We start from the raw sequence: 19,308 nt of genomic DNA on the forward strand, positions 1-19,308 counted from the left end.
CCCAAATTTGCCATCACCTGCCCACGGGCAGGTGCGGATAAGGAAACTTCCCATGTCCACACTCACGCTCAAGAACATCGTCAAGGAATTCACCTCCGGCAGCGGCGCCAGCGCGACCACCACCCAGGTCATCAAGGGAGTCGATCTGGAAGTGAAAGACCAGGAATTCGTGGTCTTCGTCGGCCCGTCCGGTTGCGGCAAGTCCACCCTGATGCGCATGATCGCCGGGCTCGAGAACGCGACCTCCGGTGACATCCTGATCGATGGCCAGCGCATGAACGACATCGGCCCGGCCGAGCGCGGCCTGGCGATGGTATTCCAGAGCTACGCGCTCTACCCGCACATGACGGTGGGCGAGAACATGGGCTTCAGCCTCAAGCTCGCCGGCGTCTCCAAGGAAGAGCGCGCCGAGAAGGTCAACGCCGCAGCCGAGGTGCTGCAGCTCGGGCCGCTGCTGGACCGCAAGCCCAAGGCGCTCTCCGGTGGCCAGCGTCAGCGTGTCGCCATCGGCCGCGCCATCGTGCGCAACCCGAGCATCTTTTTGTTCGATGAGCCGCTCTCCAACCTGGACGCCGCGCTGCGGGTGCAGATGCGCATCGAGCTGGCGCGCCTGCATGCCGAACTCAAGGCGACCATGATCTACGTGACCCACGACCAGGTCGAGGCCATGACCATGGCCGACAAGATCGTCGTGCTGCAGGGCGGCGTGGTCGAGCAGGTCGGCTCGCCGATGGAGCTCTACCATCATCCGCGCAACCGCTTCGTGGCCGGCTTCATCGGCTCACCGAAGATGAACTTCCTCGATATCACCGTCACTGGCGTGGCGGGCGAAGGCGTCACGGTGCGCCTGCCGGATGGCAGCGAGCGCCTGATTCCGGTGGCGAGCCAGACCGAGGATGGTGTCTCGGTCAGCGTCGGTGACACCCTGACGCTGGGCGTGCGCCCCGAGCACCTGATGCTCGACGGGCAGGGCCCGTTCAGCGGCCAGGTACAGGTCATCGAGCGGCTGGGCGGGGTGACCTCGCTTTACCTGGCGACTCCGGATGGTTCCGGCGATACCCCGATCGGTGGCCTCAAGTCCGACGAGCAGTCCGACAGCGGCTGGATCCTGATGGCGGATGGCGACGTCAACAGCCGCGTGGGTGACAGCATCCGTTACGGCTTCGATACCGAGCGGGCGCACCTCTTCACCCGCGAAGGGCTGGCGCTGCAGAATCTCAACCGCCACCCGCTGACCAGCCTGACCCGTCAGGACAATTCGCTGTCCAGCGCCAGTGCCGCACAGGAAGCTCGCGCATGAACCGGACAGCAGGAAAGCTGACGGCCAGAGAGGAGGACGAGATGAGTACCCCCTTGCAGCAGGTGATCTTCGATTGTGATGGCGTACTGGTGGACAGTGAGGTACTGGCCGAGGAGGAGCTGAGTCGCCAGCTGGGCGAGTGGCTGCCGGACCTCGACACCGAGGCCGAGCTGCGCGCGGCGCTGGGCATGACCACCGAGGCCATCCTGGGGCACCTGGAGGCCATGAGCGCTCACACTCTGCCGCCGCAGGCGATGGAGCGCATCGACCACGCCATCGAGTCGCGTCTGGCGAAGGAGCTTGCGCCCATCACCGGCATGGCGGACCTGCTGGAGGGGCTGTTGGCCGATGGCGTGGCCGTGGCGATCGTCTCCAACAGTGCCGAGCGGCGGGTGCGCGCCTCGCTGGCCGCCACCGGTCTGGACCGCTGGCTGGGGTCGGTGCCGCTGTTCACGGCCGAGCAGGTCGCGCGACCCAAGCCCGCGCCGGATGTCTATCAGCTGGCGCTGCGTCAGCTGGGGCGCGATGCCCATGAGTGCGTGGTGGTCGAGGATAGCCTCGCTGGCGTCAGCGCGGCGGTCGCGGCCGGTCTGCGCGTGATCGGCTTCACCGGTGCCGGGCATATTCCGCCGGGTCACGCCCAGCGCCAGCAGGAGGCGGGTGCCTGGCAGAGCCGTGCGAGCATCCACGAAGTCAGTGTGCTGATCCGTCAGCTGCGTATCGGTCAGGCCAGCGACCTGAGCGCCACTTGAGCATCACATGATCATCACATGAGCACCGGCAAGGGGTAACAACATGCAGACGCTATCCAGGGCCGCTGGCAGTGAAGCGCTGACCTCGCCACGCAGTGCCCGGCTCGCCGGCAAGGTGGCGGTGGTCACCGGCGCTGCAGGCGGCATCGGCCTGGCCATCGCTACCCGCTACGTCGCCGAAGGCGCCTATGTGGCGCTGGCGGACATCAATGGCGAGGCCGCCGAGCGTGCCGCGAAGCGACTGCGCGAGCAGGCCGGGCCTCAGGCACGCGTGCTGGCGGTGACGCTGGATGTGACCTCCAGCGTCTCGCGTCAGAGCATGCTGGAATGCGTGCAGGCACAGTTGGGGCCGATCGACATTCTGGTCAACAATGCGGCCGTCTTTGCCATGGCGCCGGTGCTGGAGGTCAGCGAGGGCATGCTGCGCCACCAGCTGGCGGTCAATGTCGAGGGCCTGTTCTTCACTCTGCAGGCGGTGGCCAGAACCATGGTCGAGCGCGGGCAGGGTGGCAAGATCATCAACATGGCCTCCCAGGCCGGACGACGCGGCGAGGCGCTGGTCAGCGCCTATTGTGCCTCCAAGGCTGCCGTGATCAGCCTGACCCAGTCCTGCGGGCTTGATCTCATCCGCCACGGCATCAATGTCAATGGCATCGCGCCGGGCGTGGTGGACACGCCGATGTGGGACCAGGTCGATGCGCTGTTCGCTCACTACGAACAGCGCCCGCTGGGCGAGAAGAAACGCCTGGTTGGCGAGGCGGTACCCTATGGACGCATGGGCAGGCCTGACGACCACATCGGCGCCGCGGTATTTCTGGCCTGTGAAGACAGCGATTTCGTCGTCGCCCAGACACTCAATGTCGACGGTGGCAACTGGATGAGCTAAGGATGAAGAACGCCTTCCATCCTGCAGCAAGCGGTGTGCATCCATGAATGAGGTAGTCACGTGACATCTTTACCCGATTCTCGTCTGGCCCACATGTCGCCCTCGCTGGGTGACATGGCCAGCCGTGTGCTGGCGGAACACGCCTCCAGTCAGCGCACACGTACCGTCGTGGCTCTCGCCGGTCCTCCCGCAGCGGGCAAGTCGACCCTGTCGGAATCCCTGTGCGAGACCCTCAATGCGCTGGAACCCGGCATCGCCGTGGTGGTGCCGATGGATGGCTATCACTACGACAACGCCGTGCTGGCGCCGCTGGGGCTGCTATACGTCAAGGGTGCCCCGGAAACCTTCGATGCGCGCGGGCTCTATCATGATCTCGTCAGGGTGCGCGCCAATGATGGCCCGGTCGCCGTGCCGGTCTTCGATCGCCCGCTGGACCTGGCACGTGCCGGTGGCCGCGTGGTCGAGAATCACCATCGCATCGTGCTGGTCGAGGGCAATTATCTGCTGCTGCGCCACGCGCCCTGGGATGCATTGCTCGGCCTGTTCGACATCAGCATCTTCCTGGATATCGAGGATGAGGTGCTGGTGCCGCGCCTGCTGCACCGCTGGCGCGAGATGGGCCAGGACGCGCGCGGTGCCCACGAGCGCACCCATCACAAGGACATGCTCAACGCGCACCTGATCAAGCAGGACTCGCTCAACGCCGATTGGCGTTGGCGCCTCGCGAATGCTCCCATCGGCCGCGACGGGGATGACAGCTGAATGACGGATGGCAGGGAGAGCCTCATGTGGGTAGGCGTTGACTGCGGGACCCAGAGTACCAAGGTGGTGATCGTCGATCCGGCCTGCGGGAGCATCGTGGCCCAGGGCCAGCGCAGTCATGCGCTGCAGGAAGGCGCCAACGGGCGCCGCGAGCAGGACCCGCAGGACTGGGTGGCGGCGCTTGAGGGCGCCTTCGATGATGCACTGGCCACCTCGCGGCTGGACCCGCAGCGCATCGCGGCGATCGGGGTGTCGGGCCAGCAGCATGGCATGGTGGTACTGGATGAGGCGGGCGCGCCGCTGCATCCGGCCAAGCTGTGGTGCGATACCGAGACCAGCGAGCATAACGCCGCCCTGATCGAGGCGCTGGGAGGCGAGACAGGCTGTCTCCAGGCGCTTGGCCTGGTGCTGCAGACCGGCTACACCGCCTCCAAGCTTGCCTGGTTGCGAGAGCGGCATCCCGAGCGCTATCAGCGCATCGCCAGCATCCTGCTGCCGCATGACTATCTCAACTTCTGGCTGACCGGCGAGCGCGTCGCTGAATACGGCGATGCCTCGGGCACCGGCTATTTCGATACGCGGCGGCGCTGCTGGCATCAGGAGGTCTTCGCGCAGATCGCCCCGGGACTTGACGCCCGGCGCGTGCTGCCCCGATTGATCGAATCCCATCAGCCTGCCGGGCGCATTCGTCCCGAGATCGCCGCGCGCTTCGGACTGCGTGACGACGTCATCGTCTCCAGTGGCGGCGGCGACAACATGATGAGCGCCATCGGTACCGGCAATATCGCGCCGGGGCGGGTGACGCTGAGCATGGGCACCTCCGGCACGGTATGTGCATGGTCGGCGGACTATCCGGCCGGCTGTGATCCTCAGGTGGCGGCCTTCAGTGCCAGCGATGGCGGCTGGCTGCCGCTGGTATGCACCATGAATGTGACCTCGGCCACCACCCGCGTACGCGAGATGTTCGGCTTCGACATCGCCACCTTTTCCACCCGGGTGGCAAGCGCCCCGCGCGGAGCCGAGGGTGTGCAGGTGCTGCCGTTCTTCAATGGCGAACGCGTGCCGATGCTGCCGCGTGCCCAGGCCAGTTTCCATGGGCTGGATAGCCGCAATGCCACCCCGGCCAACCTGTGTCGCGCGACCATGGAAGGCGCAAGCTACGGCCTGCGCTACGCACTCGAGTGCATGGGGTCGCTCGGTAGTGAGGCGCGTCAGATCCGTCTGGTGGGCGGTGGCGCCAGAAGTCCGCTGTGGCGTCAGATGCTGGCCGACATTCTCGGCCTCGAGGTGGTCTGCCCGCAGGTGACCGAGGCCGCAGCATTAGGCGCCGCCATTCAGGCAGGTTGGTGTCTGGGCCAGTCAGGCGATGAAGGGCAGGGTCGCCCCAGCGAGACGCTTGAGCAATTGTGTGAGCGGCTGGTCGCGCTGGATCATGCGACACTCGCCCAGCCCCAGGCAGAAGGCGTGGCCGCCTACCGCAAGGGCTACGCCGATTACCGCGCGCTGCTGGAAGCCGAGCACGGCATTGCCGCCGGTGGCTGAGCACGTTGTCAGAGCTCGATACATCAGCGCGTCACGTCAAAACACATCGCCCCCGCCGAGTCTCACTCGACGGGGGCGATGTGATTCACGCGCTTGACTGCATCAGTCGCGGCTCAGGTACGGGCTCAGGCATTGGACGAACGCGCCCATAGATTGACGCCGCCATCGACGGCGTAGCGGTCGATCTCGTCGAGCTCGGCCTGGGTGAAGTCGAGATGATCCAGCGCCTTGACGCAATCGCTGACCTGTTCCGGGCGGCTGGCACCGATCAGTGCGGTGGTGACACGGTTGCCGCGCAGCGCCCAAGCGAGGGCCATCTGGGCCAGCGATTGGCCACGGCGCTCGGCGATGGCGTTGAGGGCGCGCACCCGCTCCAGATTGTCCTCGGTGAGGTGGTCTTCCTTGATCGCTCCGCCGCGTGCCAGGCGGCTATCCTGTGGCACGCCACCCAGATACTTGTCGGTCAGCACGCCTTGGGCCAGCGGCGAGAACACGATGGAACCGATGCCCTCGTCATCGAGGGTGTCGAGCAGGCCGTCTTCCTCGATCCAGCGATTGATCATCGAATAGCTGGGCTGATGGATGATGCACGGCGTGCCCAGCTCGCGCAGAATGGCGGCGGCTTCGCGGGTGCGCTGGGCATTGTAGGAGGAAATGCCCGCATAGAGTGCCTTGCCGGAACGTACGGCGCTGTCAAGCGCCCCCATCGTCTCTTCCAGCGGCGTGTCCGGATCGAAGCGGTGCGAATAGAAGATGTCGACATAATCGAGATCCATGCGCTTGAGGCTCTGGTCCAGGCTCGAGAGCAGGTACTTTCGGCTGCCCCATTCGCCGTAGGGGCCAGGCCACATGTGATAGCCCGCCTTGGTGGAGATCACCATCTCATCGCGATAGCCGGCGAAGTCGCGCTTGAGCATGCGCCCGAACATTTCCTCGGCGCTGCCCGGTGGCGGCCCGTAGTTGTTGGCCAGATCGAAGTGGGTGATGCCCAGATCGAAGGCGGTCTGGCAGATGGCGCGAGCATTGTCTTCATGGGCATGGCCTTCTTGAGCATCGTTGCCGAAGTTGTGCCAGAGCCCCAGTGACAGGCGGGGCAGCTTGAGGCCGCTCTTGCCGCAGCGCTGGTAGTGCATGCGTTCATAGCGATCTTCAGCCGGGGTATAGCGCATGGCGGAGTCCTTTCGCGAGTGGAGGCGTCGATGTCACACAGAGATGAAGCGACATCGAATGACGCCTTCAGTCTAGGTCGCGTCTGCAGGTCTGATAAGCGCATGCGAACGAATAGATTGTTCGCCAGAGCGTACAATGCTGTGGCAGTCTCGTTCACTGAAATCCCGGATGGCTGGCATGAGGAGCAGGCAGGATGCGGCATCACAAGCAGGTGGAGCGACTGATGTTGTTCGCTCAGGTGGCGGAAGCCCTCAGCTTCACCCGGGCGGCCAAGGCGCTGGGCGTGTCGCGTGCTCATCTTTCCGAGCAGGTGCGGCGGCTGGAGCAGGACATCGGGGCGCCCTTGCTGATCCGCACCACGCGGGCGGTCCGTCTCACCGAGGAGGGCGAGCGCATTCGAATGCGCATGCAGTCGGTACACGGCGAGCTGCTGGCACTGGAGCGGGAGCTTGAACACGACCTGGAGCAGACGAGCGAGTCGGAGCGCCAGGGCTACAGCGGCGTGTTGCGTATCACGGCACCGGTACTGTTCGCCGAGCGTTATCTGGTCGAGGTCTGCAATGCCTTTCAGGCCCGCCATCCGGCGGTCGAGCTGCGTCTGGACGTCAGTTACGAGAGCCATGACCTGACCCGTGAGCCATTTGATGTGGCATTTCGTGCCACGCGCACGCCACCGGACAACATGATCGCGCGTCGCCTGCTCGATTATGTCCACTGCTGCTGCGCCTCACCCGAGTATCTTGCCGCGCATGGCACGCCGCACTCGGCCGCGGCGCTTGGCGATCATCGCTGCCATGTCTGGTCAGGGCAGTCCGGCTGGCCGCTGGCCAGCGGAGAGGTCAGTCTCGCGGGGGGATTGGCCATCAATGATCATCGCCTGCTCAAGCAGCAGGCCCTGGGTCATACCGGCATCATCCGGGTCGCCCATTATCTGGTAGATCGTGAATTGGCCGAGGGCCGTCTGGTGCGTCTGCTGGCGCATGAGGAGGGCGAACCCAACAGCATCTACATGCTCTATCCCCAGCGCCTGCCGCAGTCGGGCAAACTGCGTGCCTTCATGGCGGCGGTGGAAGCCGCCATGCCACCTCGCAGTGCGTGATCGAAAGACACGGAAGCAAAAGGGGCATATGCAAAAAGACCGCCGTGCCCTGAGGGGCGCGGCGGTCTTTTCATTCGCCTTTTATTGAGACCGGTGAGGTCTCTTTATCCAGGCTGGCGGCGCCTCAGAGGCCCAGCGCGGCGACCCCGGCCTTGGCGATCTGGGCGTCCTGCTCCGGTTTGACGCCGGACACGCCGATGCTGCCGGCTATCTGGCCTTCGACCATCACCGGCACCCCGCCGCCCAGCATGCTTTCAAGCTGCGGCGCTGACAGGAAGGCGGTGCGACCGCCGTTGATGGAGTCCTCGAACAGCTGGGTCTCACGGCGCCCCAGAGCGGCGCTCTTGGCCTTCTCCTGGGCGAAGTAGCCGGTCATCGCCGGGGTGTCGTCGAGGCGACGCAGGCCCAGCGGGTGGCCGCCGTCGTCGGCAACGGCGATGGAAACGGCCCAGCCATTGGCCTCGGCTTCCTTCTGGGCGGCGTCCAGCATCTGATTGACGTCAGCGAGGGTCAATACGTGGCGAGTGATCATCGGGCTTCCTTGGCAGTGGTGAGGGAAAAGGACAGTGAAAGAGAGAGTGAAACAGATAGTGAACCAGATAGTGACGCTTCATTCCTGCGGGAGCGTCTCGGGCAGGGCGTCATCCACCAGCTCGATCCAGTGACTTATCGGCGTGCGTCCGGCGCTCGAGAGATGCGTCTGACAGCCGATGTTGGCGGTGGCGATGCGCGCCGGCCCGTTGGCCTCCAGCGCCTCAAGCTTGCGGTCTCGCAGCTGGCGTGACAACTCCGGTTGCGTGATCGAGTAGGTGCCGGCGGACCCGCAGCACAGATGGCCCTCCATGACAGGGGTCAGCGTGAAGCCCAGTTGCGATAGGATCTTCTCCACCTCGCCGCCCAGCCCCTGGGCATGTTGCAGGGTGCAGGGGCAATGGAAGGCCAGCGGCTGTTGGTCGGGCGCGGCCGCGAGATTCTGTCGATCATCGCGCGCGATCTCCTCGCCGAGCACTTCGACGATATCGCGGGCCAGGGCGCTTACGCGTGCGGCGCGCTCAGCATAGTCCGGGTCATCGGCCAGCATCTCGCCATATTCCTTGACGAAGGCCCCGCAACCACTGGCGGTCTGCACGATCGCTTCCGCGCCGGCCTCGATGGCCGGCCACCAGGCATCGATGTTGGCACGCATGCGCGCGCGACCGGCCTGCTGGGCGTTGAGATGATAGTCGATGGCACCGCAGCAGCCGGCCTCCTGTATGGGTGTGACACCGATGCCGAAGCGCGCCAGCACGCGGGCAGTGGCGGCATTGATGTTGGGGGCCAGGCCCGGTTGCACACAACCCTCCAGCATCAGCATCTGACGCGAAAGCACTGGCCGAGAAAGCCCTTGCCGAGAAAGCCCTTGGCGAGAAAGCCCTTGGCGAGAAAGCGCCTGATCAGAAGACGTTGCGGTGACGGGGGCAGTCGGGTGCCTGGCTTGACGGTCGCGCTCGCGGGTCAGCGGTATCTTGTCGGCCAGCGCGCCAGGCGCGAGGGGGCGAAAGCGCACGCCAAGTGCCAGCAGGGCCTTGAAGCGCGCGGGTTCGACCAGCGCATGGCGCAGGCCGCTGCGCAGCAGGCGCTCGCGCCACGGACGGCCGACGCGGCGCTCCAGTTCCTGACGCCCGATATCGAGCAGGGTGTGATACTGCACGCCCGACGGGCAGGTGGTCTCGCAGCTGCGACAGCTCAGGCAGCGATCCAGGTGCTGCTGGGTCTCGCGGGTGATCTGCGTTGCCTGCTCGCGAACTGCCTCGTCGGGACTTTCGGGATCGCTTTCCAGCAGCTGCTTGATCAGATAGATGCGCCCGCGTGGGCCGTCGCGCTCATCGCCCAGCAGTTGGTAGGTAGGGCAGGTGGCATTGCAGAAGCCGCAATGCACGCAGCTGCGCAGGACCTTGTCGGCCCGCTGGATATGCGGTCTGGCAAGCGCGGCGTCATTGAAGTGGGTCTGCATTCAGGGGCGTCTCCTGTCGTGGCGTGAGTCACATCTCGGCATACAGGCGACCGGGATTGAGGATGCCGTGGGGGTCCAGCTGATGCTTGAGCTGAAGGTGGTAGCGGGCATTGGGGGCGGCCAGCGGCATCAGCGGGCTGTCCTCGGCGGCGACGGTGCCCGGGGTATAGCAGATGGCATGGCCGCCCAGCCGACTGGCCAGCGCGCGGATGCGCTGGGCCGGGGCATCGCTTGCGAGCCAGCGCTGGGCGCCCGCCCAGTCACACAGCAGGTCGGCATCCCCCAGAGGGCCCAGCAGTTCGCTGACGGCGGCTTGCCACTCGAGGTGGTCAAGCGCCAACGGCAGCGACAGTCGCCACAGTGCCTGATGCGGTGCGCGCGCGCTGAAGAAGGGCAGGCGGTGCTCACGCAGCTCAGTCCAGTGCGCCGTCGCCTGATCCGTCGTCAGGGCCTCGCCGCCCAGCTGCTCGCACCCGGCCTGGACCGAGCGCTCGCCCCCTTCCAGGCGCAGGGTGAGGCGGCCGTCATGCCAGCTGGTCGCGGTGATCGGCAGCGGCGTGCGCCCCCACGCATTCAGGCGAGACAGTGCCTCGGCGAGGCTGATTTCCAGACACAGCGATTCGCTTGCCACCGGGCGCGGCATCACCTTGAGCGAGACTTCACTGATCACGCCCAGCGTGCCCTGGGCACCGCACATCAGGCGTGACAGGTCGTAGCCCGCCACGTTCTTCATCACTTCACCGCCGAAGCGCAGCGACTTGCCGTCGGCGCTGATGATGCGGGTGCCCAGCACCAGGTCGCGCAGGCTGCCGCTCCAGGGGCGGCGTGGGCCACTGAGACCCGAAGCGAGGGTGCCGCCGACGGTCGCCGCAGGCCCGAAGTGGGGCGGCTCGCAGCTCAGGTGCTGACCCTGCTCGGCGAGTGCGGCCTCAAGCGTCGCAAGCGGCGTGCCGGCGCGCACCGAGACCATCAGCTCCACCGGGTCGTAGTGGGTGATGCCATGATGCGCGCGCATGTCGAGTACCTCCTCGGCGGCCACTTCACGGCCGAGAAAGGTCTTGCTGCCACTGCCTGCGATGCGTAGCGGGCGCCTCGCCTCATGGGCGGCGCGAACCTGCGCGCAAAGTGCCTCGCTGGCATCCTGCTGCTGCGGGGGCTGGCTGGTGGCAGGTGTCATGCACTCGGCGTGGCTCGGCACCTGATCCTGGAGCGAATCATCTGGCTCTGGCATGGCATGTCTCTATTAAAGTGGCGATGAAGTGGGGAAGAAGTGGCGAACGCCAGGTAGCGAAAGGTCCCGCCGCAGCTGTCTAGAAGCGCGGCAGTTCGGGGTGCGGCAACTGGTTGTCATGCACATGCATGGCACCGAATTCGGCGCAGCGCGCCAGCGTCGGGATGTTCTTGCCGGGGTTGAGCAGGCCTGTGGGGTCGAAGGCGGCCTTCACGGCATGGAAGACGCTGATCTCCTCGTGATTGAACTGGGCGCACATCTGATTGATCTTCTCGCGGCCCACGCCATGTTCGCCGGTGATGCTGCCGCCGGCGGCCACGCACAGTTCGAGAATCTTGCCGCCGACCTCCTCGGCCAGCTCAAGCTCGCCGGGCTGGTTGGCATCGAACAGGATCAGCGGGTGCATGTTGCCGTCACCGGCATGGAAGACATTGGCCACCGCGAGCCCCGATTGGCGCGAGAGCTCCGCGATGCCGTTCAGGACGGCGGGCAGCTCGCGACGCGGAATGGTGCCATCCATGCAGTAATAGTCCGGCGACATGCGGCCCACGGCGGGGAAGGCATTCTTGCGCCCGGCCCAGAAGCGCGCGCGCTCGGCCTCGTCCTGTGCCTGACGGATCTCGGTGGCGCCGGCGCGCTCCAGCACCTCACGGACCCGTGCGCAGTCATCGACGACATCGGCCTCGGCGCCGTCCAGCTCGCAGAGCAGGATGGCGGCGGCATCGACCGGATAGCCCGCGTGGATGAAGTCCTCGGCGGCGCGGATCGCCAGGTTGTCCATCATCTCGAGCCCGCCGGGGATGATGCCGCAGGCGATGATGTCGCCCACCGCGCGGCCGGCCTTGTCGATATCGGCGAAGCTCGCCATCAGCACCTTGGCGGTCTCGGGCCTGGGCAGCAGGCGCACCGTGACTTCCGTGACCACCCCCAGCATGCCTTCGGAGCCGGTCATCAGCGCCAGCATGTCCAGGCCGGGCGAGTCGAGGCTGTCGGCGCCGATCGTCACCGCCTCGCCTTCGATGGTCAGCATCTCGAGCTTGAGCAGGTTGTGAACGGTCAGGCCGTACTTGAGGCAGTGCACGCCACCGGCATTCTCGGCCACGTTGCCGCCGATGGAGCAGGCGATCTGCGAGGAGGGGTCCGGTGCGTAGTAGAGTCCGAAGGGCGCGGCGGCCTCGGAAATGGCGAGATTGCGCACCCCGGGCTGCAGGCGCGCGGTGCGGGCGTCGGGGTCGATCTCGAGAATCCGCGCCATGCGCGACATCACCAGCAGCACGCCCTGCGCCAGCGGCAAGGCGCCGCCGGACAGCCCGGTGCCGGCGCCACGTGTCACCACCGGCACGCCCAGCGCATGACATTCACGCAGCAGGGCGGCGACCTGCTCGACCCGCTCCGGCAGGGCGACCAGCATCGGCATGACGCGATAGGCGGACAGGCCATCACATTCGAAGGGCTGCAGGTCCTCCTCGCGGTGCAGCAGCGTCAGGTCCGGTAGCAGAGTGGTGAGATGCGCCAGCACCTGGCCCTTGTCGTGCTGGACCCGCGGTCCATCCAGCGTCGGGTCATAGAGGATATTCATGCACTGCCTCCCGGGAGGTTGGGGTCTGCGCGGCTGTTGTCTTTCGCTTCTGTCTGCTGGTGCTGTCTGACGTTACTGTCAGCTGATGCGGGGTTCGAGCGAGTCGCCTGTCGATTCCGCCGCACCTGATCTGCACACAATCTGGCCTGCCTCCCTGGCCTTGTCCATGCTTCATATCAGTGGTCTGACCAGACATTCGTCTAGTGTTTGTGCAAAGAAAACCACGCTTTACTGGCCTCACACCCGCTGCCATCAGGCGCCTTTGCGCCCGCTGATTGACAGGTCTGACCAGTTGAGAATCGCCAGGCGTTGCCAACGGGTTGATCAATTGCCACGAGCGGGTTGATCAAGACGAGCACACGAAGGTCGAGCAAAAGGGGAGGGGCAGGATGCTGCAAACCATCGCCGAGTCAGGAGCTGACCCCCGCGCCGCGGATCAGGCCGCGGCGCGCCTGGAGCAATTGATTCTGGACGGCGTGCTCAAGCCCGGGCAGATGATCCCCTCGGAGCGCCGGCTATGTGAGCGGCTGGGCATCTCGCGGGCCTCGCTGCGCGAGGGGCTCAGGCTGTTGCGTGGCAAGGGCATCATCGAGACACGACACGGCAAGGGATCGAGCGTAGCGGCGCTGTTGCCGAGCGGCGATATCAGTCTGCTGATGCACCTGTTTCGGGATCAGCCGCGCACCCTGTATGACCTGCTGGAAGTGCGGGCCTTGCTGGAAGGGCAGTCGGCGCGACTGGCTGCCCTGCGCGGTACGCCGGCGGACAGGGTATTGATCCGGCGTCATTACGAGGCAATGGCGGCCTGTGTGCGCGAGTATCCGCTCGACTTCGAATCCTCAGCGCCGGGCGATGTGGCGCTGCCGGATGCCCAGCAGCTGGCGCGTCACGACCACGCCTTCCACCACGCCATCTGTGAGGCGTCCCACAATCCGGTGCTGGTGCATACGCTCAAGGGCATCAATGACCTGCTGCTCAGCTCGGTGTTCGCCTCGCTGCGCAATCTCTACCATCGCCCGATTCCCCGCGGCCAGATCAATGCCCAGCACACGGCCATCTACCGCGCGGTGATGGACCAGCAGCCGGAGGCGGCGGAGAAGGCGGCGCTGGAGCACCTGCACAGCATTCGCGACAACCTGCGCGAGCTGGAGGCGGAGGACGAGCGGCTGGTGCGCTCGGCCATGCGGCTGGAAGGCTTCGAGTAGCGCGTCAGGGTTCTGGCTCAGGCGTGCGCTGGCGGACAAGCAGGCTGGCAAGCGGGGCGGACTCAGGGCAAAGTGGTCAGCTCATCGCCCAGGACAACGTGCTGCCTTCATGTGGAAACTCTCTTCCGCGAGTGATTGGCTCGACCGCCTCAACCACTCCCGCCACGCCATGCTGTGGCTGTTCATCGCTTCGATGCTGGAAACCCTGCTGATCCCGATTCCCATCGAGGTCGTTCTGATCCCGTGGATGCTGCGCCATCCCGAGCGCCGCTGGCGCGTGGCCGCGGTGGCACTCGCCGGTAACCTGACCGCAGCATTGCTGGGCTTCTATCTGGGTGCCTACGCGCTGGCGGCGTGGGGTGATGGGTTGATCGGCTTCTTCGGCGGGCAGCAGGCCTTCGAATCCTTCCAGCAGCGCTTCAGCGAGCATGGCTTCCTTGCCATCATGCTGATCGGCATCGTGCCGATTCCCTTCCAGAGCGCCATGCTGGTCGCCGGTGCCAGCGGCTATCCGGTCGCGTTGTTCCTGCTGGCGGCATTGGTCGGGCGCGGGGTGCGCTATTTCGGACTGGCAGCCCTGGTGGCACTGGTCGAGGATCAGGCGCTGGCGCTCTGGCAACGCTACTCGCGTCCGCTGGGAGTGATCGGGCTGGCGCTGACCGGCGTCTGGCTGTGGCAGGCCTTCATCGCCTGATCGCTCACTCTCGCCGGCTTGCGCTGGCCTGGAAGAGCAACGCCTTGCCGCGCTGATAGTCGGCCTGCCAGACCGCCTCGGGCACCATGCTGCCGCCGGTAGCCCAGACGACATGGGTGGTATTGGCCTGGACCTCCCGGTCATCCAGGCCGACAGCCGTTCGCCAGGCTTGCCACTCGGGCGCGTCATTGCGCAGTACGTGGTGAATACCGGGCACGCCGGCCAGCGCGGACGGCTCAAGCATGAGTCCTTCACTGTCATATGCCAGCGCGAGCAGTTCGAGCAGATGCTCATCACGCACGGTATGGATGCCGCTGAGCAAGGGGGCCATCACACGCCCGACGAAGGCTGAGGCGCGACCCACCGCCAGGCCATCGGCGCAGGTGCGATTGTCCAGCCCGATATCCTCGACCGCGATGCCGTCATGTTCGCCGGTCAACATGCCCAGCAGCATGCAGGGGGAGTTGACCGGCTCGGCGAAGAAGCAGTGCACGGCGTCACCGAAGACCAGCTTGAGGCCCCAGGCCACGCCGCCCGGCCCGCCGCCGACGCCGCAGGGCAGATAGACGCAGAGCGGATGGCGGGCATCCACCGGGATGCCCTGCGCCGAGAGCTGTTCCGCGAGGCGGCTGGCCGCCGTGGCATAACCCACGAACAGGTCCCGCGAGCTTTCGTCATCGATGAAGTGGGCGTTGGGCTGCTGCGCTTCCTGGCGCCCAGCGGCGACGGCCTTGCCATAGTCGCCGCCGTGTTCCACGACCTCGGCCCCCTTCGAACGCAGCAGGTCCTTCTTCCACTGCTTGGCATCCGCCGACATGTGCACGGTGACATGAAAGCCGAGCCGCGCGCTCATGATGCCGATGCTGAGCCCCAGATTGCCGGTGGAGCCCACCACGACCTGGTGTCCGGCCAGCAGCTCGCGTATCTCGTCACGCTGGAAGGCGCGATAGTCGTCTTCAGGACGCAGCAGTCCCGCATCGATGGCGAGCTGCTCGGCATGCTTGAGCACCTCGTGAATGCCGCCACGCGCCTTGATGGAACCCGAGATGGGCAGGGCGTTGTCACACTTGATCATCAGCCGGCCGGGAAGCACGGATTCGTCGTGAGATGAGCCGCGCGCGAACCTGTCGCCCAGCGCCTGTTGCAGGGCAGGGGCCGCCACCAGCGGTGACTCGATGCGCCCCGAGGCGGCGGCGGTCTCGGGGAAGGCTTCGGCAATCCAGGGCGCGAAGCGCGCAAGGCGTGCTTCGGCGTCCGCGATCTCCTGTGCGCTCATGCCACTGGAGTGCAGCGCCCTGGCGGTCTCTGTTCGGCCGGGATTGAGCCAGGCGAATTCGTCGCCGCTCCTCAGGCTGGCGATTTCCGAGTGACGCAGCGCCAGGGTGTGGAGGTCATGGGGCGTGGCAGACATGCGGTGTCCTTGTGGCGGTTCGATCCTGCGATCAGGTCAGGTCACAGGTTAGCGCGTCTTCCACTGGCAACGCACGTAGCCCAGCTTTCACATTCCGTAAAGGTCAGTGACAAAAAAGACCGGATTTTTTGGCAACCGTCGGGATAGAAATGCAAAAGGTGCAGTCATAGTAGGCAAGGACATGATGTTATCGCGATGTTATGTCTGGCTTTAACTGTTCTTTGGTCCGCCACGGTTTTCCTGGCGGATTTTTTTATGCCTGAAATACGTGGGCTTTTGCCGGTGTTCGCTAGGGCTTTCGGATTCTCCCAGACTTTCAGCGACTTTCACTGTGGCCAGAGGTCTTGATGGCAGGGCGCGGTACAGCGCTTCCCAGCGACTGTCACCGCCTCGGGTTGCTGCTCGACTATTGATGAGCGTCAGGCTGGCGGCAGAGGTGGATTAGCCATTGGGTAATCTTCGAGGCGTTGGCCTGCTGGTGCAAGCATGCTGAAGGCGCTCTCGATGCACACGGTTTTCTCAGCCATCACGCACAGAGCCCCCAGCGGCGATGACCGCTGGGGGCTCTGTGCGTTAGGTCTGGCTCCAGGCAGTTTCTTGATGGGTGAACTGTCTCAACAGCCGTTCTGCATCACCAGCAGAGCACTCAGGACATCGCGGCGGGTGACCATGCCGATCAGGCGGCCCTGCTCGACCACCGGATAGACCTTGGGACGCTGCCCATTCATGTGCTGCGCCAGGTCCGTGATGCTGTCGTTCGGGCCGACGCTCAGGACTTCGTGACGCATCAGATCGCCGACCTGGGCATGCTGGCCGCAGTGATAGGCACTGTCGAGCAGCTTGCCGAGGATGTCCTGCTCGGAGATGAAGCCGATCAGACGGTCCAGATCATCCACGACCGGCACACCGGGCAGACGGTGGTGGGTCAGGCCCTGGGCGAGTTCGAGAATGCTGGTGCGTGCCTTCACGCGATAACAGTCGCGGGACATGATGTCGCGGATGGTCGAGGGCACCTTGAGCTGAGTGGCTTTCATGGGCGGATCTCCTGCGTCACTGCTCTCCAACTCCCCGCAGAGGAGTCGTGCGATGAATGCCGACAGCCTTCGGATGGCTGTCGGCAAGGGTCAACCTCTGACTTGAGCATAGGGCATCACTGCGTGAGCTGCGCGACCCGCTGTCTTCGCGGCGATCAGTCGCCCGGGCCGCACTCCATGCAGCGCTCGACGATGGCCGGGCCCAGCTGCAGGTTGGCGTTGAGGTCACGCAGCGCGGTGCGCAGGCCTTCCTCGATCACCGGGTGATAGAAGGGCATTTCCAGCATCTGCTCGATGGTCATGCGTTGCTGATGGGACCATGCCAGCAGGTGGGCGAGGTGCTCGGCACGCGGGCCGAAGATCTCGGCGCCCAGCAGCAGGCCGGTGCCTTGCTCGCCATAGACGCGCAGCATGCCCTTGTTCATGCGCATCACGCGGGAGCGACCCTGGCCGGTGAAGTCGACTTCGCCCACCGCGTAGCAGTCGCAGGCACCGTAGCGCTGTTCGATCTCGGCGGTCGAGAGGCCGATGGTGGCCATCTGCGGATCACTGAACACGACAGCGATGGTGCTCTTGCGCTGCCCGGCACGTACGTCGGGGAAGCGACCGGCGTTGTCACCGGCGATACGCCCCTCATCGGAGGCTTCGTGCAGCAGCGGCAGGTCGTTGTTGGCGTCGCCGGCGATGAAGACATGGCTCGGCGTGTCGTCGCTCAGACGAGTCTGCAGGGTGTGACGATTGAAGATCGGCACGCCGCGCTCGTCCAGCTTCAGACCCAGCGCCTCAATATTGAGGCGATCGACATTCGGGCGACGGCCAGTGGCCGCGAGCAGATAGTCGAAACGTTCGGTCAGGCGAGCTTCGCTGCCACGCTCGATGAAGGTGATCTCGACACCGGCACCGTTCTCGTCCTCGACACGTTCGATCTTCTCGACCTTGGCGTCCGGGTCGAGATAGAACTCCTCGTTGAAGACGCGATCGGCATTGGCACGCAGCTTCTCGTCACGCAGCGGGCCGATGGCGCCGCCGACACCGAACATGCGAATGCGCACGCCGAGACGCGTGAGCGCCTGGCCCAGTTCCAACCCGATGACGCCCGGGCCGAAGACGGCGACGGATTCCGGCAGGTCGTCCCAGTCGAAGACGCTGTCGTTGATGATCAGGCGGTCTCCGGCATTCTCGAAGAAGCCCGGATAGCTGGGGCGTGAGCCGGTGGCGATCACGACACGCTCGAAGGTGACGCGGGTCTCGTTGTCGCCGATGATCAGGCTGTTGGCGGTCTCGAAACGCGCATTGCCGCGCAGCTTGTCGTGGGAGGGAATGCCTTCCACGGACTCGACCACGAAACCGACGAAGCGGTCGCGCTCACGCTTGACGCGGTCCATCACGGCGCGGCCATCCACCTTGACCTCGCCTTCGACATTGATGCCGAACGGTGCGGTGTCACGGGCGTGATGCGCGGCTTCTGCAGCACTGATCAAAAGCTTGGACGGCATGCAGCCGACACGGGCACAGGTGGTGCCGTAGGGGCCGCCTTCGATCATGACAACGGAATCGGTGTGTGCCTTGGCGGCGCGATAGGCACCCAGACCGGCACTGCCTGCGCCGATGATGGCGACTTCAACCTGGCGTTCGTTCACGTCGTACTCCTCAAGGCGCGCCAGTAGCGCACCTGACAATGGGGTCTCAGGCGCGGGCGTGGCCCGCGCGTGATGAAAAGAGAAAGTTATCGGGGCCTGTCAGCGTGTAGCGTTCAAGCGCTGGTCAGGCTGCCGAAGTAGCGGGCGACTTCATCGCTGCCGCCGACATGCTCACCGTCGATCCAGACCTGCGGCACGGTGGCTTGGCCGGTCATGGCGCGCAGGGTGCGTGAGGTCACGCCGCGGGTGCCGACTTCGATGACTTCGTAGCTGATGCGCGCTTCGTCGAGCATCTGCTTCGCACGTGCGCAGTACGGGCAGCCCGGCTTGCTGAACAGGGTAGCGAAGCTGGGGCGACCGGCGTCCGGGTCCAGATAGTCGAGCATGGTATCGGCGTCGGAGACTTCAAAGGGGTCGCCCGGCTTCTGCGGCTCGATGAACTGCTTCTCGATCACGCCGTTGCGTACCAGCATGGAATAGCGCCAGCTGCGCTTGCCGAAACCGATGTCGCTCTTGTCGACCAGCATGCCCATGCCGGCGGCGAAATCACCGTTGCCATCGGCGATCAGGCTCAGGTTCTCGGCTTCCTGATGCTCGCCCCAGGATTCCATGACGAAGGCGTCATTGACGGACAGGCAGACGATCTCGTCGACGCCGACAGCATAGAAGCGATCGGCCAGCTCGTTGTAGCGCGGCAGGTGAGTGGAGGAACAGGTCGGGGTGAAGGCCCCCGGCAGGGCGAAGACCACCACGTTGCGGCCCGAGAAGATCTCCTCGCTGGTGCGCTCGACCAGGCGGCCGTCGCGACGGATCTTGAAGCTGACGTTCGGGACCTGCTGGCCTTCGTGTGATTCGAGTTGCATGACATTGGCTCCGGTCTCGATGAGACGTATCTAAAAGGGATGGCAGGCGACTGAGGCTCGATGACGCTGTCGAGTGCATGAGAAATCAGTGCCTTGCGAAACTGGAGCCAGTCTAGGGGCAAGCCTCTCGCGGGTGAATTTGATTGC

17 protein-coding genes are annotated in these 19,308 nt (G+C 65.3%); 8 read left to right on the forward strand and 9 right to left on the reverse strand.

Translation table 11 applies throughout. The features are described from left to right. The first annotated feature begins 52 nt into the window (after nucleotides 1–52). The 5 genes from ugpC (at nucleotide 53) to xylB (ending at nucleotide 5,242) form a co-directional block, all read left to right on the forward strand. Nucleotides 53–1,300 (forward strand): sn-glycerol-3-phosphate ABC transporter ATP-binding protein UgpC, encoded by a 1,248-nt coding sequence (gene ugpC / locus FLM52_06150; GenBank protein NVN55376.1) that lies wholly within the window; start codon nucleotides 53–55, stop codon nucleotides 1,298–1,300. 53 nt (nucleotides 1,301–1,353) lie between these two features. After that, a complete protein-coding gene (locus FLM52_06155) occupies nucleotides 1,354–2,052 on the forward strand; it encodes an HAD family phosphatase (GenBank protein NVN55377.1) in 699 nt (232 codons plus the stop codon). Nucleotides 2,053–2,095: 43 nt separating this feature from the next. After that, nucleotides 2,096–2,938, forward strand: coding sequence for an L-iditol 2-dehydrogenase (locus FLM52_06160; GenBank protein NVN55378.1), 843 nt, complete (start codon nucleotides 2,096–2,098; stop codon nucleotides 2,936–2,938). 93 nt (nucleotides 2,939–3,031) lie between these two features. After that, entirely contained in the window at nucleotides 3,032–3,700 is a 669-nt protein-coding gene (locus tag FLM52_06165; protein ID NVN55379.1) for a nucleoside/nucleotide kinase family protein, read from the forward strand. 24 nt (nucleotides 3,701–3,724) lie between these two features. Continuing rightward, on the forward strand, nucleotides 3,725–5,242 hold the full coding sequence (xylB, locus tag FLM52_06170; protein ID NVN55380.1) for a xylulokinase: 1,518 nt from the start codon (nucleotides 3,725–3,727) through the stop codon (nucleotides 5,240–5,242). A gap of 125 nt (nucleotides 5,243–5,367) precedes the next feature. Here the strand turns inward: xylB and mgrA are convergent, their stop codons facing one another. Next, a complete protein-coding gene (gene mgrA / locus FLM52_06175) occupies nucleotides 5,368–6,411 on the reverse strand; it encodes an L-glyceraldehyde 3-phosphate reductase (GenBank protein NVN55381.1) in 1,044 nt (347 codons plus the stop codon). A gap of 194 nt (nucleotides 6,412–6,605) precedes the next feature. Here mgrA and FLM52_06180 point away from each other — a divergent pair, with 194 nt between their 5' ends. After that, the gene (locus FLM52_06180; GenBank protein NVN55382.1) at nucleotides 6,606–7,511 is read left to right on the forward strand and encodes a LysR family transcriptional regulator; all 906 of its coding nucleotides are present in this window, start codon (nucleotides 6,606–6,608) and stop codon (nucleotides 7,509–7,511) included. A gap of 124 nt (nucleotides 7,512–7,635) precedes the next feature. Here FLM52_06180 and FLM52_06185 read toward each other — a convergent pair whose 3' ends face one another. The 4 genes from FLM52_06185 to glcD all read right to left on the reverse strand — a co-directional run bounded on the left by FLM52_06185 (nucleotide 7,636) and on the right by glcD (nucleotide 12,314). Beyond that, nucleotides 7,636–8,043: a hypothetical protein gene (locus FLM52_06185; GenBank protein ID NVN55383.1), complete on the reverse strand. Its 408-nt coding sequence runs from the start codon at nucleotides 8,041–8,043 to the stop codon at nucleotides 7,636–7,638. Between the two features lie 78 nt (nucleotides 8,044–8,121). Beyond that, the gene (gene glcF, locus FLM52_06190; protein NVN55384.1) at nucleotides 8,122–9,504 is read right to left on the reverse strand and encodes a glycolate oxidase subunit GlcF; all 1,383 of its coding nucleotides are present in this window, start codon (nucleotides 9,502–9,504) and stop codon (nucleotides 8,122–8,124) included. Between the two features lie 28 nt (nucleotides 9,505–9,532). Beyond that, nucleotides 9,533–10,681, reverse strand: a complete 1,149-nt coding sequence (gene glcE, locus FLM52_06195; GenBank protein ID NVN55385.1) for a glycolate oxidase subunit GlcE — start codon at nucleotides 10,679–10,681, stop codon at nucleotides 9,533–9,535. A 133-nt stretch (nucleotides 10,682–10,814) separates the two neighbouring features. After that, a complete protein-coding gene (glcD, locus tag FLM52_06200; protein ID NVN55386.1) occupies nucleotides 10,815–12,314 on the reverse strand; it encodes a glycolate oxidase subunit GlcD in 1,500 nt (499 codons plus the stop codon). A gap of 389 nt (nucleotides 12,315–12,703) precedes the next feature. On the opposite strand from glcD, the gene glcC reads away from it, so the two are divergent. Both glcC and FLM52_06210 read left to right on the forward strand, forming a co-directional pair. Further along, complete coding sequence (gene glcC, locus FLM52_06205; protein NVN55387.1) at nucleotides 12,704–13,519, forward strand: transcriptional regulator GlcC; 816 nt, start codon at nucleotides 12,704–12,706, stop codon at nucleotides 13,517–13,519. A gap of 109 nt (nucleotides 13,520–13,628) precedes the next feature. Continuing rightward, nucleotides 13,629–14,213, forward strand: a complete 585-nt coding sequence (locus FLM52_06210) for a DedA family protein (GenBank protein ID NVN55388.1) — start codon at nucleotides 13,629–13,631, stop codon at nucleotides 14,211–14,213. Nucleotides 14,214–14,217: 4 nt separating this feature from the next. Here FLM52_06210 and FLM52_06215 read toward each other — a convergent pair whose 3' ends face one another. The 4 genes from FLM52_06215 to FLM52_06230 form a co-directional block, all read right to left on the reverse strand. After that, nucleotides 14,218–15,624: a D-serine ammonia-lyase gene (locus tag FLM52_06215; protein ID NVN55389.1), complete on the reverse strand. Its 1,407-nt coding sequence runs from the start codon at nucleotides 15,622–15,624 to the stop codon at nucleotides 14,218–14,220. 614 nt (nucleotides 15,625–16,238) lie between these two features. Continuing rightward, on the reverse strand, nucleotides 16,239–16,658 hold the full coding sequence (locus FLM52_06220; GenBank protein ID NVN55390.1) for a CBS domain-containing protein: 420 nt from the start codon (nucleotides 16,656–16,658) through the stop codon (nucleotides 16,239–16,241). A 155-nt stretch (nucleotides 16,659–16,813) separates the two neighbouring features. Beyond that, nucleotides 16,814–18,298, reverse strand: a complete 1,485-nt coding sequence (locus FLM52_06225; GenBank protein NVN55391.1) for a dihydrolipoyl dehydrogenase — start codon at nucleotides 18,296–18,298, stop codon at nucleotides 16,814–16,816. A gap of 113 nt (nucleotides 18,299–18,411) precedes the next feature. Further along, nucleotides 18,412–19,161, reverse strand: coding sequence for a glutathione peroxidase (locus FLM52_06230; protein NVN55392.1), 750 nt, complete (start codon nucleotides 19,159–19,161; stop codon nucleotides 18,412–18,414). Between the last annotated feature and the right edge of the window lie 147 nt (nucleotides 19,162–19,308).

The sequence above is a fragment of the bacterium Scap17 genome (genome assembly GCA_013376735.1).
GTDB lineage: Bacteria > Pseudomonadota > Gammaproteobacteria > Pseudomonadales > Halomonadaceae > Cobetia.